This window comes from Synechococcus sp. A15-28 (assembly GCF_014280175.1).
Taxonomy (GTDB): domain Bacteria; phylum Cyanobacteriota; class Cyanobacteriia; order PCC-6307; family Cyanobiaceae; genus Parasynechococcus.
Genome location: NZ_CP047931.1, coordinates 1,901,055 through 1,914,333 on the forward strand (window position 1 = coordinate 1,901,055; position 13,279 = coordinate 1,914,333).

15 protein-coding genes are annotated in these 13,279 nt (G+C 58.4%); 6 read left to right on the forward strand and 9 right to left on the reverse strand.

Going from position 1 to position 13,279, the window contains the following annotated elements:
- Positions 1-12: 12 nt before the first annotated feature.
- From SynA1528_RS10945 to SynA1528_RS10970, 6 genes are all read right to left on the reverse strand, one after another.
- Positions 13-207 carry a hypothetical protein gene (locus SynA1528_RS10945; protein ID WP_286187819.1) on the reverse strand — a complete coding sequence of 65 codons (195 nt, stop codon included), beginning with the start codon at positions 205-207 and terminating at the stop codon, positions 13-15.
- A gap of 952 nt (positions 208-1,159) precedes the next feature.
- Positions 1,160-1,465, reverse strand: coding sequence for a hypothetical protein (locus tag SynA1528_RS10950; protein ID WP_186586765.1), 306 nt, complete (start codon positions 1,463-1,465; stop codon positions 1,160-1,162).
- A 331-nt stretch (positions 1,466-1,796) separates the two neighbouring features.
- Positions 1,797-2,174: a hypothetical protein gene (locus SynA1528_RS10955; protein WP_186586766.1), complete on the reverse strand. Its 378-nt coding sequence runs from the start codon at positions 2,172-2,174 to the stop codon at positions 1,797-1,799.
- Positions 2,174-3,445 carry a tyrosine-type recombinase/integrase gene (locus tag SynA1528_RS10960; RefSeq protein ID WP_222930184.1) on the reverse strand — a complete coding sequence of 424 codons (1,272 nt, stop codon included), beginning with the start codon at positions 3,443-3,445 and terminating at the stop codon, positions 2,174-2,176. The genes SynA1528_RS10955 and SynA1528_RS10960 overlap by 1 nt, the downstream gene beginning before the upstream one ends.
- Before the next feature lie 12 nt (positions 3,446-3,457).
- Positions 3,458-3,646 carry a helix-turn-helix transcriptional regulator gene (locus SynA1528_RS13345; RefSeq protein WP_186586768.1) on the reverse strand — a complete coding sequence of 63 codons (189 nt, stop codon included), beginning with the start codon at positions 3,644-3,646 and terminating at the stop codon, positions 3,458-3,460.
- A gap of 274 nt (positions 3,647-3,920) precedes the next feature.
- Positions 3,921-4,826: a serine hydrolase gene (locus tag SynA1528_RS10970; protein WP_186586769.1), complete on the reverse strand. Its 906-nt coding sequence runs from the start codon at positions 4,824-4,826 to the stop codon at positions 3,921-3,923.
- A gap of 17 nt (positions 4,827-4,843) precedes the next feature.
- Between SynA1528_RS10970 and SynA1528_RS10975 the strand changes: the two genes are divergently transcribed.
- Both SynA1528_RS10975 and SynA1528_RS10980 read left to right on the forward strand, forming a co-directional pair.
- Positions 4,844-5,572, forward strand: coding sequence for a C40 family peptidase (locus tag SynA1528_RS10975; RefSeq protein ID WP_186586770.1), 729 nt, complete (start codon positions 4,844-4,846; stop codon positions 5,570-5,572).
- A gap of 49 nt (positions 5,573-5,621) precedes the next feature.
- Positions 5,622-6,584: a glycosyltransferase family 2 protein gene (locus tag SynA1528_RS10980; protein ID WP_186586771.1), complete on the forward strand. Its 963-nt coding sequence runs from the start codon at positions 5,622-5,624 to the stop codon at positions 6,582-6,584.
- Here SynA1528_RS10980 and SynA1528_RS10985 read toward each other — a convergent pair.
- On the reverse strand, positions 6,542-7,006 hold the full coding sequence (locus SynA1528_RS10985; protein ID WP_186586772.1) for a HEAT repeat domain-containing protein: 465 nt from the start codon (positions 7,004-7,006) through the stop codon (positions 6,542-6,544). The two genes, SynA1528_RS10980 and SynA1528_RS10985, sit on opposite strands and share 43 nt — an antisense overlap.
- 90 nt (positions 7,007-7,096) lie before the next feature.
- Between SynA1528_RS10985 and SynA1528_RS10990 the strand changes: the two genes are divergently transcribed.
- The 4 genes from SynA1528_RS10990 (at position 7,097) to SynA1528_RS11005 (ending at position 12,112) form a co-directional block, all read left to right on the forward strand.
- Positions 7,097-7,213, forward strand: coding sequence for a photosystem I reaction center subunit VIII (locus SynA1528_RS10990; protein ID WP_006851672.1), 117 nt, complete (start codon positions 7,097-7,099; stop codon positions 7,211-7,213).
- A gap of 43 nt (positions 7,214-7,256) precedes the next feature.
- Positions 7,257-7,748, forward strand: coding sequence for a photosystem I reaction center protein subunit XI (locus SynA1528_RS10995; protein WP_186586773.1), 492 nt, complete (start codon positions 7,257-7,259; stop codon positions 7,746-7,748).
- A 120-nt stretch (positions 7,749-7,868) separates the two neighbouring features.
- A complete protein-coding gene (locus SynA1528_RS11000) occupies positions 7,869-10,979 on the forward strand; it encodes an efflux RND transporter permease subunit (protein ID WP_186586774.1) in 3,111 nt (1,036 codons plus the stop codon).
- Positions 10,976-12,112, forward strand: coding sequence for a hypothetical protein (locus SynA1528_RS11005; protein ID WP_186586775.1), 1,137 nt, complete (start codon positions 10,976-10,978; stop codon positions 12,110-12,112). Before SynA1528_RS11000 ends, SynA1528_RS11005 begins: the two co-directional genes overlap by 4 nt.
- Here the strand turns inward: SynA1528_RS11005 and SynA1528_RS11010 are convergent.
- Positions 12,109-12,336, reverse strand: coding sequence for a hypothetical protein (locus SynA1528_RS11010; RefSeq protein WP_186586776.1), 228 nt, complete (start codon positions 12,334-12,336; stop codon positions 12,109-12,111). The genes SynA1528_RS11005 and SynA1528_RS11010 overlap by 4 nt on opposite strands.
- Before the next feature lie 120 nt (positions 12,337-12,456).
- A complete protein-coding gene (locus SynA1528_RS11015) occupies positions 12,457-13,197 on the reverse strand; it encodes a DUF3598 family protein (protein ID WP_286187820.1) in 741 nt (246 codons plus the stop codon).
- Positions 13,198-13,279 lie beyond the last annotated feature (82 nt).

The window sequence follows — 13,279 nt, forward strand, 5'->3', positions numbered from 1 at the left end:
CCCATTAGGGCATCACTCCCCCGCCTGAATCTCACGCACCACCTCATCGATCTGATCACTCAGATCAATCTCACCGTTCTGGCCAGCCAGCTCAGCAAAACAGCGCCCCTGTGGCAACAAACGGCTCTGCGCTGAACCCACCGCCGCGTTGAAGCTCTTGTTCAGGCGATTCAAATGGCTGCCGATGTCGTTGAACTTGTGGAGCAAGATCAAAAAGTCGACCAGAGCAAATCCGAAATTAAAGAGCCCTTCAGGAACACAACTCCACTCCAGATCCATTACACAAAGCATCAACAAAAGATGCCTGATCAAGGTAATAACAGGACCAGAAAGAGCCAAATCACTCCTCCTTGCGATTTTTTATAGGCAACCAATCCTCTGTGTAGGTGGTCTTCCACCTTGCTTTTCTCCACCTTGCCAACATGACCTCTCCCCCATACCTCTTGATGAGGTCATGGAGCGTTATGCCACCAAGGTCACAACCATCAACGGGACAAGCAAGGATAAAGGTATCGCCTTTACGGGCATATCCCATAACCGCTTTGTGCTTCCCGCACCTTGGGCACACACACCTGTATGTTTCTTTCCCATTGAAGTTGTCTCTTCGTTTAATCCCATTCAATCTGTGAGACATCTCCAAAAAGAATGGATACTCAATATGCAAATCTGTTCTGAACTTGTATCCCATAAGATTACTCCTATTGTTACTGATTGCTAACATTCAGCTGTATTTAACACCCAAACTCTTATAGATAGAGTGGGCATGTGATTTTTGGACTCTTAAAGAACTTAGAGGCCCTTAAGGGTCGCCATAAAGAGTCCCCTTAAAGGCCAAAAGACATAAATACAAAAAGAATGTCATTTAAAATGTAGATACCTTGTGCATCTAAGACGTATTCCAAAGAGAGGCACTACTGCCCTTGTTATCATCCATAGCAAATCTATTTACCAAATCATGAGCATTAAGACACCAACTAAGCAAGATACTTTTACTATCTCCTACCAAAGACAAGAAGCAAAGAAGGTGATAGGAATGGAATATGAGTTAATGGAGCACTTTGGTTTTAACCGATCACAACTCCATAAGAACCTAGTCAGAGATGCCTACAGAAAAATGTCGATGCTTTGATCAAAATAATACCGAAGTCACGAACAACAATCAGTAGAGTTGGATATGAATGATATGCAGCTGATCTTCTATACTGTTGTAATCCTGAATTTTTTGCATTAGAGGAATCATACTTTCCTCTTTTACATTCCACGTAGTTGTAACGCCGCCATTACTCCCCTGCCATTCAGCACCATCACCAAGACTTTTCATAATATCGTCAATATCATCCCTTTCATCCAGAAAGATCTTTTGACGCTTCTCTTCGTCAGCAAAAACGGCAATTAAATCTTCGGTCTTGTTGTCATAATCACAATAAAGACAAAGGCAATAGGTCCTGGAATTCGTTTTAGACATAATAAATAATTAGAAATACGCTTGGTATCGAAATTTACCGATTCAATCTCGAAAGAAACTTGCTAGAAATCAATTGCAGACAAGAGCGCCCGAGGAGCGAAGGCTTAGAGGGCAAAAGGTATTTAGTTTGTATCAAGCGGAAGGATGAATCCTTTATTTCGATGAGTTGATTATAGCACTTTTTCACTAAAAGAGCAACATTCAAACCTTCATGCTTACCCATTGGCCTTCTTCCTACTTGTTAGTCCTGGGCAATGACTCCATAGCAATCCATCTATTCAGCGTTAAAAGAAGCACCCCTTATCCAGGTCAGTGAGGCGAAGGATAATGCTCAAGGCACCATCCAGTCGTCTTCTCCCATCTCAACGCCTGCAAGGAGTTCAGCCGCAGCAGCGATCTTTCCTTGATCACTGATCCAGTGAGCGGCAGCATCAAACTGCCGCTTGTTCATGCGCTCAAGACCTACCTCCCTGTGCAGATCGCTGAACTCTTGGGCACAACGCAGCATCAGGCATTTGAGCAGCAGGTAGTGGTCGTCAATGGAGGAGTCCTCGAATACCTCCCTCACGATCCCGTTGGCGACTGAGCTGTAGTACTGCTTGGTCGTTTTTTTATATGCCTTTTTCTTAGCAGCAGACTTCTGTGCTTTACGAAGCAGGTGCTCCAGGTCCTTGTCGGATGGAACGAGGTTGTCGTCTGCACTTCTCATCAGATGCACAACCCATACTGCTGGAGCAGTTCTCCCCACTGCTCTAGAAACTCCCAACGTTCATCGAGATATTCAGCACCGTCATAGGCCTTGCCACAAGCACCTTTAGGCAGATGCCCCATCTGACGCTCAATCACCACCTCTCGTGCCTTGAGGACATCGACTCCATAGGTGCGGGCAACTCTTCTCCAGCCATGAGCTCGCTGTATTCCCCGGTAGCCAAGAGCAATGAGATAACTATTTGGAGCACCAGGATCGAGATGGGGACGTTGACCCACCTGAATTTGGGGGAATACAAAAGTGCCTTTGCCATGCAACTGCTCCATCTGATCCAACAGAGACCGGATAGAAGCCGTCAACGGCACCACATGCTGAATGTCATCGCTTTTCCCCTTTCTGCGCTTCAACCCAGGTGTGTCGCCTGGAATTGCGATGACATCTGGGGTCACCCAGTCCCACTGCAGACGAGTCAAGCTGCCTGCACGCAAAAACGTCAAAAGCATCAACTTTGTTGCCGCAACCGTGGTGGCGTGGACGTTGGGACGATTTAAAGAGATGTCCTCAAGCAATTTGGGGACTTGATCCCACTCCACACAGGGATGATGCTTCGAGCTACTAGTTGGTGAGTCATCACCGACTAAACGAACGGCTGGATTCTCGCCACGACGCATCCAATCCCTGCCTTCAGCGAGATTGAAACACTGCTTTAAAAGGTTTTGACATCGACGAGCCAAATCCCCCTTACCATTCACTCCAATAACATCAATTGCATCCATGACGATCTTCCTCCCACCATTGCTCCATTCAAGTGAACGAATGGGTGTTGACGGGGAGATGATGGTCACCACTTGTTCGAGCTTCAGACGATATTCCCTGACAGTTGCAGGCTTAATGGTGCGCTCTTTAAGCTCTAAAAACTTATCGACAACAAAAGAGAGTACTTTTTCCTCTTGAATTGACTGCTTTTGGATCTTCCAAAAGTCGCCAGGATCTCGGTCATTCTCAAGAGACCATTGCTTGATCTCGCTCCACTTCTGATGGGCAGATACAAGGGTGAATTGACCTGGTTTTTCTCCAAAAACGCCAATCTGGCACTCTTTCGAGACAGGCTTCGATTGGCCTGGAAGCCTCCGCTGCATCCTGCCAACAAAGTAAATACTCCCTTTGCTTGAGCGAGGGTCACGTACGGCAAGCAACCCATTGCCGCAGGCCCGCCGAGTCTTGTGATCCAGGAGAGATAACTCCTGGATCTGCTTCTTGGTTTTGATCATGAGACTTCTCCCTTACGCTACGCAAGAGAGACGCTTCAAATAATCGTCAATATCGTCAACAGCCCAACGCACCATCCGCGAACCAATCTTGAGAGGGCGAGGGAAATCCCCCGCATCCATGCTTCGATAAATCGTGGAGCGAGACATGGAGACCAGGACACTAACCTCTTTCAAGGTCAGCAACTTCTTGTTCAGATTCATAATTAGGACAAGTAAATATAAATTAGCCGGAAACTTTATTGCAATCGATCCGACATTTCTTCTCAATTATATCAATATCTGTCAAAATATGCAACGGACTTGATATCAAACAAGCCTTTGTTCTGGCGTGAATGAGAGTCATTTCGTGTATGTGGGGGAATTTGTGGGGGAAATCCCCTAGGAGCTGCTGGACTTGATGTCTTTCCTTCTCCTGCAGTGCCTCTGTGGATCAGTCGGAATCCCTCCCTCTCCGTTCCGGTCCAGATCCGCGGTTTCAGCTCTCTTCGGAAGGCATGAAATCGCCCAGGGCCCGTGCCAGATCCGGCAAGAGCTGTTCATCCTGAGCGCGGTCACTGCCACTGCCGAAGGCCACGACCATCGTGGGGGGAGCATCCGGCAGCTGCCACCAGGCAGCGTCATGGCGAGCCTGACTCATCCAACCCGCCTTACTCCAGAGACGGCTCGCTGCAGGTAGGCCTTCCCCGAGAAATCCATCCACCTGGTTCTCCGGGTCGGCGCGTCGTTGATCGGGATCCAGGGAACGACTGAGCAGGTCCCGCAAGCGCCGGCAGGCGGGTGGTGACACCACAGCGCCGGTCATCACCGCTTCCAACATCCGGGCCGTGGACGCGGTGCTCAGCGCATTGCGATTGCCATTGTCTGCGCCATAGAACCGTTTTTCCCGGCCGTAGGGCCCATCCCCCCAGGTCTTCTGGCAGCAGTTCACGCCATCGAGCTCCGGCCATTCCAGGGTGGCCAGCCAGTCATTCACCAGCCGTCTCTGGCGCTGCCACAGCTCCCAGCGATCCCCATGCAGCTCGGGACCACTGGTGGTGCCGGTGAGCAGATCCACCACCAATCCCGTGGCGTCATTGCTCGACTCAGCGATCATGTCGCGCATCGCGCGCTTGAGTTCGTCGCTGTCGGGGATGAGATCCCGCTGCTGCCAACGCTCGACGGCCACCGCATAGATCAACTTCACCACGCTGGCGGGGTAAACCCAGCGCTCCTGATTCCAGGAGGCACCGCGGCCCTCACCAGCCTGGGGGCTGACGTCGTCGTAGCGCACCCAGGTCATGGAGAGGCTGTTGCGCAACCCGGGACGACCTGCCGCATCCATCCGGTCGAGCACCGACTCCAGATGGGAAGCCATGGCGGAATCGGGACGGTAGAACGCCATGACGACAGCGACGAGCCATGGCGACGTTAAGCACCCTGCTGGCTCCCGACCTCATGCAACCGGGAACGCAGTGGACCCTGTTGAGCGACGTCAATGGCTATGGGCGTCCCGTGGGCCACAGCCTCACCACCCAGGGCCGCCGTGGTCGCAGCATCCGTCTTTTGGAGTGGAGCAGTGGACGACTGCTGGTGCAGCTGCTGGAGGACGGCTACCGCTGCTGGATGGACCTCAATGACCTGATCGGTCGAGCGGAGCAACGGCCTGATTGGATGCCCACCTTGCTGCCGGCGATGGAAATCCAGCGGCGACTGCCGGCGGTGCTGGCCTGGAGCGAACGCGCCGAACAACAGCCCAACCACTACCTCTGGGGCGGAACCACTGAACCCAACATGGATTGCTCAGGCCTGATGCAATTGGCCTTCGCCAGCGAGGGTGTCTGGATCCCACGAGACGCCTATCAGCAGGAGCGTTTCTGCCAACCGGTGGCCGTTCAGGTGGGTCAACTGCAGCTGCTGCGCCCGGGAGATCTGATTTTCTTTGGTTCAGCACGGCGTTGCTCCCATGTGGGGCTCTATCTGGGCGATGGGTTCTACCGCCACAGCTCCGGCCGGGAGCATGGCCGCGACGGGATCGGCGTCGACAGCCTCCACGCAGCGGACCCCCATCCTGTGGCCAGCCACTATCGGGCGGAACTGAGGGGAGCGGGTCGCGTGATGCGTTGCCACGACGGAACCCCCCTCAGCTGAACCCAGCGGCGGGTCGGCTTAGGTTGCAGCGATCAGTAGACCCTGAGGCATGAGCACACCCCTGGACCTGTCCGTGGTGGTGCCCCTCTACAACGAGGAGGAAAGCCTGCCCCATCTGGTGGAGCAGTTGCTTCAGGCGCTGAGACCCAGCAGCGAACGTTTCGAACTGGTGTTGGTCAACGACGGCTCCAGCGACCGAACCGCTGAGGTCCTGGAGCAGATCAGCCGGGAGGTCCCGGAATTGGTGGCGGTGCTGCTGCGCAAGAACTACGGCCAGACCGCCGCTATGGCCGCCGGGTTTGATGTCGCCCAGGGCGAGGTGATCGTGAGCCTCGATGGCGACCTGCAGAACGATCCTGCCGACATCCCGATGCTGCTGGCCAAACTGCGGCAGGGCTATGACCTGGTGAGCGGCTGGCGCCATCAGCGCCAGGACGCTGCTCTGCAACGCAAACTCCCCTCCCGCATCGCCAACCGCCTGATCGGGCGCGTCACCGGCGTGAAGCTGCACGACTACGGCTGCTCCCTCAAGGCCTACCGGCGGGAGGTGCTTTCAGATATGCGCCTCTACGGCGAGCTGCATCGCTTCCTGCCGGCGCTGGCCTTCATCGAGGGGGCCCGGATCACCGAGGTGAAGGTGAATCACCGGGCCCGCCAATTCGGCAGCAGCAAATACGGCATCGACCGCACCTTCCGGGTGCTGATGGACCTGCTGACGGTGTGGTTCATGAAACGCTTCCTCACCCGTCCGATGTACGTCTTCGGGTTCGGGGGACTGATCGCCATGTTCGGCAGCCTTGTAGCCAGCACCTATCTCCTGGCGGTGAAGCTGATGGGTGGAGACATCGGCAACCGCCCCCTTCTCACCCTCGCGGTTGTGCTGGGGCTGGCGGGGATTCAGTTGTTCTGCTTCGGCCTGCTGGGGGAACTGCTGATCCGCACTTATCACGAAAGTCAGGGACGACCGATCTACCGCATCCGCGACACATTGCGCGGTGGCCGCACCGGCTGAGCCGAAGCGCGGCGGGGCGCTCCGCGGAACGGTTCCATCGCCTCAGCAGCAGCCTCCACCACCCGGGCGTCGCTGTCCCGCAGGGCGCGCTTGAGCAACGGCAAGACGCAACGGTGTCCCCACAGGGCTGCTTCCCGCACCGCTTCAAGCCGTTCCTCCGGCCCCGCTGCCATGCGCCCTCGCAGCCGCTGCTGCAATGCCAGACGCTCCTGTTCCGTTTGGGGAGCCGTCCAATTCGCCGGAGGATCCTCGCTGGCGCTGTCTGGAGGGGATGATTCGATCACCAGCTCGAGCTGCGCCCGATTCAGTTGGGCCACCGTGCTGGTGTCGGTGCTGCTGAGCATGGGTTTGACCGGCTTGCGGCGCAGCCACAGGACCACCGTCAGAAGAACGACAGCACCGGGGACGAGAACGTTCTGCATGCGGATTGAACTTTTATGTCGCCGTTGCGGCCTGAAAGAGACCGTCAGATCAGTGATCTCTACAGTAGCGGCGAAGCTTTTGGCCTCGACATGACTGGAGATTTCGCTGCTGCCTGGCTGCCTGCGATTTTCGTTCCCATTACCGGAATCGTCTTCCCTGCAGTGTTCATCGTCCTCGTCGGTCGAGTGATCACCGCCGCCGAGTGACCGCGAATTGCGGATCGTTTCCACCCCTCAGCATTCGACTTCAATGACCGTCACTCCCGTCTCTGACCCCTGCGTAGGCAATCTCGCCACCCCGGTGAACAGCGGCTATTTCATCAAGGGCCTGATCAACAACCTGCCCCTGTACCGCCCCGGCATCTCCCCCAACTTCCGCGGCCTGGAGACCGGTGCAGCCTTTGGCTATCTGCTGTACGGCCCCTTCACCATCTGCGGTCCCCTGCGGGCCACGGAGTATCAGCAGACCGCAGGCCTGCTGGCCGCCATCGGCGCGGTTCACATCCTCAGCCTGCTGTTCCTGCTGTACAACCAGCCCGGCAAGCAACCCAACATCCCCCCCGCGGACGCCACGGTTGAAAACCCACCGGCTGACCTGTTCACCCGCACCGGCTGGGCTGACTTCACCAGCGGCTTCTGGCTGGGCGGCTGCGGCGGTGCCGTGTTCGCCTGGTTCCTCTGCAACACAGTGCACGTTCAGGAGCTGTTCAAGATCGCTGCCGGGGTCTGGAGCGTCGGCTGATCTGCCCCTGGGGCCTCAGTCACTGATCTGACCAATCCCATCGCTGACCCTCTGCTGTTCCCTCTTGGTGCAGCTGAGGGTTTTCGACTGTCAAGATCCACCCATCTCTGAGTCGTCCCGGTGCGGTCGCTCTCCCAGCCGTTTCTGCGCCGACCGGTCTTCACCGTTGTCTGCAGCCTGCTGATCCTGCTGGCGGGCCTCGTGGCCCTCACCGGTCTTGGACTCGAGGACCTGCCGCAGTTGGCTCCGACCCGGGTCAGCGTTCGAGCCACCTTTGCTGCGGCGTCACCGGAAGTGGTGGAGCAGAGCGTCACGGCCGTCCTGGAACAGCAGCTCAATGGCCTGGAGGGGCTGGAGAGCATCAGCTCCAACAGTCGCCAGGGGGGCGCCAGCATCAGCCTGCGGTTCAGCGAAGGCGATCCCGAGCTGAATGCCATCAAGGTGCAGAACGAAGTGAACCTCGCCACCCGCCGCCTGCCTCAGGCGGTGAGCCGTCAGGGGCTGCGGGTGCGCCGGTCCTCGGATGACCTGCTGATGATCCTTGGCTTCAGCCATCCGCCCGACCAATACGTCTCCACCTTTCTGGCCGGCTGGCTGGATCAATCCCTGCGGGAGTCACTGCTCACCACCCCCGGCGTCGGCGATGTGCTGGTGTTTGGCAGCAGTGAGCTCTCCTTTCGCCTCTGGCTCGATCCAGATCGACTGGAACAGGCCAACCTCACCATTTCAGACGTCAGCCGAGCCCTGGCGGAGCAGAACGTTCTGGCCGCCATCGGCAGCCTGGGCGCCTCTCCAGCGCCGGATGGTCAGCTGATCAGCCTGCCCGTGGATGCCGAGGGACGGCTGCTGAGTCAGAAGGATTTCGAAAACCTGATCCTGCGCCGCCTCGACAACGGCGGCCTGCTGCGCCTCAAGGATGTGGGCCGCGTCGAGCTGGGACAGCGCAGCTACGGCAGCCAGGCCATGAATCTCGACGGGCAGCGCTCCGTGGCCGTGGGGCTCTACCAACGGGATGGAGCCAATGCCCTGGAGGTGAGCCGAGCTGTCAAGGCCGAGCTGAAGCGACTGGAACCCAGCTTCCCGCCCGGGATCGAGACCTCGATGATCGTGGACGTGGCTGACAACGTCCAGGCCAACCTCGACCGCACCATCGCCACCCTGCGGGATGCCGTGCTTCTGGTGCTGGTGGTGCTGGTGCTGTTCCTGGGACGCTGGCGCCTCGCCCTGATCCCTGGTCTTGCCGTGCCGGTGGCCCTGGTGGGAAGCCTGGTGCTGGTGAAACTGAGCGGCTCCAACCTCAACAGTCTGATTCTATTTGGGATGGTGATGGCCACGGGAATCGTGGTCGATGACGCGATCGTGGTGAGCGAGGACATCGCCGGTCGGATCGAACGGGGGGATGCCCCAAAAGCTGCGGCAGAAGACGCCATGGCCGAACTGGCCGGAGCGGTTGTGGCCACCTCCCTGGTGCTGGCTGCCGTGTTCGTGCCGGTGCTGCTGATCCCCGGCTCCGTGGGACGGCTGTATCAACCGATTGCCCTGGCCATCAGCGGCGCCATTCTGTTCTCCACCCTCAACGCCCTCTCCTTCACACCGATGGCCTGCGCCCGGGTGCTGGACTCCGGCGAAGGGCGACTGCCGGGTCCGCTGCGACGCCTGAGCAGCGGGCTGAGGCAAGGCATGAGCAACCTGCAGCGGCGCTACGCAAATTTGCTGGAGCGTTGGCTGCGGCGCGCCCCGCTGGTGCTGGGCCTGCTGCTGACGGGACTGCTCATCACCGGCGCTGGGCTGGCGGCGATGCCCACCGCCTTCATCCTCAACGAAGACCAGAGCCAGATCCGCGGCTATTTCACCCTGCCGGAGGGAGCAAGCCTGGAACGCACGGTGGCGGTGATGGACCGCATCCGTGCTGTGGTGGCTGAAGAGCCGTTGATCCGCACGGGCAACTTTTATGCCGGTCGATCCTTCGGCCAGAGCGGTGAGGACCGTGGGTCGTTCTATCTACGGCTCCAGCCACTGGAGGAACGGTCCGGTCGCGATCAGAGCAGTGATGCGGTGAAACGACGGCTGAACCGGGCCATCCGCAGCCGGATCGGCGACGCCCGTGTGGTGGTCACCACCCCAGCCACTGTGCGGGGCTTCAGCAGCGAATCCGGATTGAGGCTGGAACTGCTGGACCGCAGCGGCGGGCAACTCAGCCTGCAGGAGTTCGAAGCCGTGGCCCAGCGCTTCATCGACACCGCCCAAGCCAGCAACCGCTTTGAACGGGTGAGCACCCGCTTCGATGCCAGCTCCCCCCGCTGGCGCCTCAGTCTTGATCGGGATCTTCTTGCTGGCCTCGACCTCGATCTCAACACCACCCTGCGCGACATCGGCACGGCCATCGGCGGCCGCTACATCGACGACACCTACGAGGGGGGGCGCATCCGCAGCATCTATCTGCAGTTGGACGGAGAGCGTCGAGCCGGCCCGGAGGACCTCAGCGGCTTGATGGTGCGCAACCGCAGCGGAGAGCTGGTCTCTTTGGAGAACGTGGCCACCCTGACCCGAACGGAAGGGGCCAACAGCATTCGCCACTATGGCCTCAACCGGGCCATCACGGTCACGGCGGTGCCGGCCCCTGGGGTGAGCAGCGGTCAGGCGATTCAGCAACTCAAGGCCGCTGGCGATTCGGTGGGGGGCAACAACATCGGGCTGACCTTCACGGGCCTGGCCCTGGAAGAGCAAAAGGCAGCCCGCTCAACCTGGGTGCTGTTCAGCCTCGGGGTGGTGGTGGTGTATCTGCTGCTGGCGGCGCTCTACGAAAGCTTTGTGGATCCGCTGATCATTTTGCTCACGGTGCCCATTGCCCTGATGGGGGCGCTGATCGGGCTGAAATTGCGCGGTCTGCCCCTGGATGTCTACGGACAGATGGGACTGCTGGTGTTGGTGAGCCTGGCGGCCAAGAACGGCATCCTGATTGTCGAATTCGCGAACCAACGGCTCAACGCCGGCATGAACCTGCGTGAGGCGATCCTCGGCGCCGCCGTGAACCGAATGCGGCCGATCCTGCTCACAGCAGTCACCTCCCTGGCCGGCTTTCTACCGCTGCTGCTGGCCCAGGGCAGCGGTTCCGCCAGCCGGATCAGCATTGGCACGGTGGTGTTCAGCGGCCTGCTGGTCTCCTCTTGGCTGTCCTTGTTTGTGGTGCCGACGGTGTATTTGTTGCTGAAACGCTGGCGTCCGGCATGACCTCAACACCTCCTGCGGCTGCGGTCCGCCGTCGGTTGATCCTGCACGCCGGCACCCACAAGACCGCCTCAACGGACATCCAATCGAGGCTGCTGCGCAGCCGGGCGTTGCTGGAGCAACAGCACATTCAGTACCGGTTTCCCCTGGCGGAGATTCCTGATTTCAAACCCCTCATCAAAGCGATCACGCGAGGGGATTGGAGCCTGTGGCGTGACTATCTGGAGGCCATGGCCCGTCACGATGGCGATGTGCTGCTGAGTGCTGAACAGTTCGCCCCTCGCCTCACGCAACGAACGACGCTCCGCCAGCTGAGGCGTTTAGCCCGGGAGAACGGTTATGAGCTGACGGTTGTGATTTTCATCCGATCACAGCTCGATTACATCAACTCCCGTTATGCCTACACGCTGAAGCGTTTTTATCACACAACAACATTCAATGAGTATGTGGAGGAAGTGTTGGCGGGCCGTTTGCCCTCCAGCGGAACATTCACGGGGCCCAATGCCAAACGCAGTGATGTGTTCGACTTCTGGAGTTATTTCTCTGCCCTGCTGAATGAACGAAAGCGGGGACTGGATGTGCGCTTCATTCCCTTTCGCCAGACGGAGCAAGACCCGCTGCGACAACTGCTGAGGACCCTTGATCTCAATCCGGATCTGAACTGGGCCGCCAGCCGTTCAGAGGACCTCAATGCAAGTCCGGGCCCTCGCGCCACCTGGTTGGCACGCCAAGTGGGGCTGCGCCTGGCCCGCCATGGCATCAGCCATCGGGTCATCGAGAATTCCTCTGCGATCGTTCCGCGGGAGCAGAGCTTCCGTCGTTGGAACGATGGCAATTACTGGGGATTCGACAGGGATCTCGCCAGGGTCGTGCGACGGCATTTCAAGGACAACAACAACCGCTTTGCCGAAGCGGTCTGGGGACGGCGCTGGAAGGAGGTGTTCGTTCAGGACAAGACCCTGCTGCAACGCCCGCAAGCGGTGTACGCACCGGAGAGTGCGAGCGAAATGGTGGCGATGCAACGCATCGCTGATCATGTGCTGCTGCGCATCCAGCGACGGCTGCAACCCAGGGCGTTTCACCGATTGCGGGAAGCCGTGGAGCGATTGGGTTCAACCCTGCCGGGAACGATTTAAAAACTGTGGCGGGTCCCGGGATCAGCCCAGAACACCTTGAGTGTGAGCTCTGGTGTTGTGAATTGGATCCCAGCCTCGTCATTGAAGCGCTGATAAGTGACGTTCTGCTTGGACGCTGGAAAGTCAAATTGCAGTCCACCAGGCAAACCAGGGTTCATCACCACGTGAACGTTGCCCTGGGACTGGCTGAACTGACAATTGGCAGCGCTATTGGTCCGCTTCATCACCGGAGACTTCACGTGCAGATGGCAATGCACGCGAGCGGTATCGGCATCAACAGGAGGCGCAGTTCCTAGGAAAAGGGAGCAAACCGTGCCCACAAGCAGCTTGTTTGCGCTCATCAATTAACGCTGCAACAGAACATGGCGGCTGGCGATCCAACTGCCGAACGCGTCATAGCAGCGCTGAATACGCTCCAACCGCTCAGGACAGGGACACCACCAGGCCTCGATGGCAAAGCCGCTGCCAGCCCTGACCTGTTCGGGGGCGCGGAAGGCGCCACCATCAGGGAGCCAGCGCAGGCCTTGCACCATGTCGTTGGTGATCTGCAGTTCATGGGGCGTGATGACAGAATCGACCGCTGAGCGGTCTCGCTCCAGCAACGTCTGCTGTCCACACCAATCGCCCAGAAGCTGCTCCGCCGTCAGGGGAGGTGCTTCATGGGCATGGACACCGGCACGGTGTTCGCGAATCAGAACCGGGTGATCAAAGCGACCGCTTCCATCCCAGAGCAACACCAGGCGATGGCGGCGATCTCGCCAGAGGAATCCGAATTCGGCATAGGGCCTGGACCAGGAGGAGATGAACAGGGAACCCCGTGAAAAGCTGCCGCTGGAGAAGAAACCCAGCTCAGAATCCACCTGATGGAAGGACTGAGCGATCCGCTTCACCGGATCGCCCTGACGTTGGCCATCGAGAGCATCAGGCCAGAACAGCAACTCCAGCTCCACAAGGGCGTCGTCCCCCGCAAGGGTGAGTTGCGATGGCTGCCGCCGTCTCAACTCCAGACTCCGGTCCAGCGTGTCGAAGCTGCCCTGCCAGATGCCGCGGTTGAGCAAAAAGTGACTCCATTGGCGTGACGTCACAACCAGCAAGCAAAACCAGGGTCGACAACCTATCCAGCACCAGCCGATGGAGCGTGGCTGCAACAAAAAACCCCGCCCGGCA

Bases quoted from the DNA above. Each gene is read 5' to 3' on its own strand.
- SynA1528_RS10955 (WP_186586766.1), bottom strand. From the start codon at position 2,174: ATGAGAAGTGCAGACGACAACCTCGTTCCATCCGACAAGGACCTGGAG.
- SynA1528_RS10960 (WP_222930184.1), bottom strand. From the start codon at position 3,445: ATGATCAAAACCAAGAAGCAGATCCAGGAGTTATCTCTCCTGGATCAC.
- SynA1528_RS10970 (WP_186586769.1), bottom strand. From the start codon at position 4,826: ATGGCGTTCTACCGTCCCGATTCCGCCATGGCTTCCCATCTGGAGTCG.
- SynA1528_RS10995 (WP_186586773.1), top strand. From the start codon at position 7,257: ATGACCGTCACTCCCGTCTCTGACCCCTGCGTAGGCAATCTCGCCACC.
- SynA1528_RS10950 (WP_186586765.1), bottom strand. From the start codon at position 1,465: ATGTCTAAAACGAATTCCAGGACCTATTGCCTTTGTCTTTATTGTGAT.
- SynA1528_RS11010 (WP_186586776.1), bottom strand. From the start codon at position 12,336: ATGAAGCGGACCAATAGCGCTGCCAATTGTCAGTTCAGCCAGTCCCAG.
- SynA1528_RS10990 (WP_006851672.1), top strand. From the start codon at position 7,097: ATGACTGGAGATTTCGCTGCTGCCTGGCTGCCTGCGATTTTCGTTCCC.
- SynA1528_RS13345 (WP_186586768.1), bottom strand. From the start codon at position 3,646: ATGAATCTGAACAAGAAGTTGCTGACCTTGAAAGAGGTTAGTGTCCTG.
- SynA1528_RS10980 (WP_186586771.1), top strand. From the start codon at position 5,622: ATGAGCACACCCCTGGACCTGTCCGTGGTGGTGCCCCTCTACAACGAG.
- SynA1528_RS10985 (WP_186586772.1), bottom strand. From the start codon at position 7,006: ATGCAGAACGTTCTCGTCCCCGGTGCTGTCGTTCTTCTGACGGTGGTC.
- SynA1528_RS11005 (WP_186586775.1), top strand. From the start codon at position 10,976: ATGACCTCAACACCTCCTGCGGCTGCGGTCCGCCGTCGGTTGATCCTG.
- SynA1528_RS10975 (WP_186586770.1), top strand. From the start codon at position 4,844: ATGGCGACGTTAAGCACCCTGCTGGCTCCCGACCTCATGCAACCGGGA.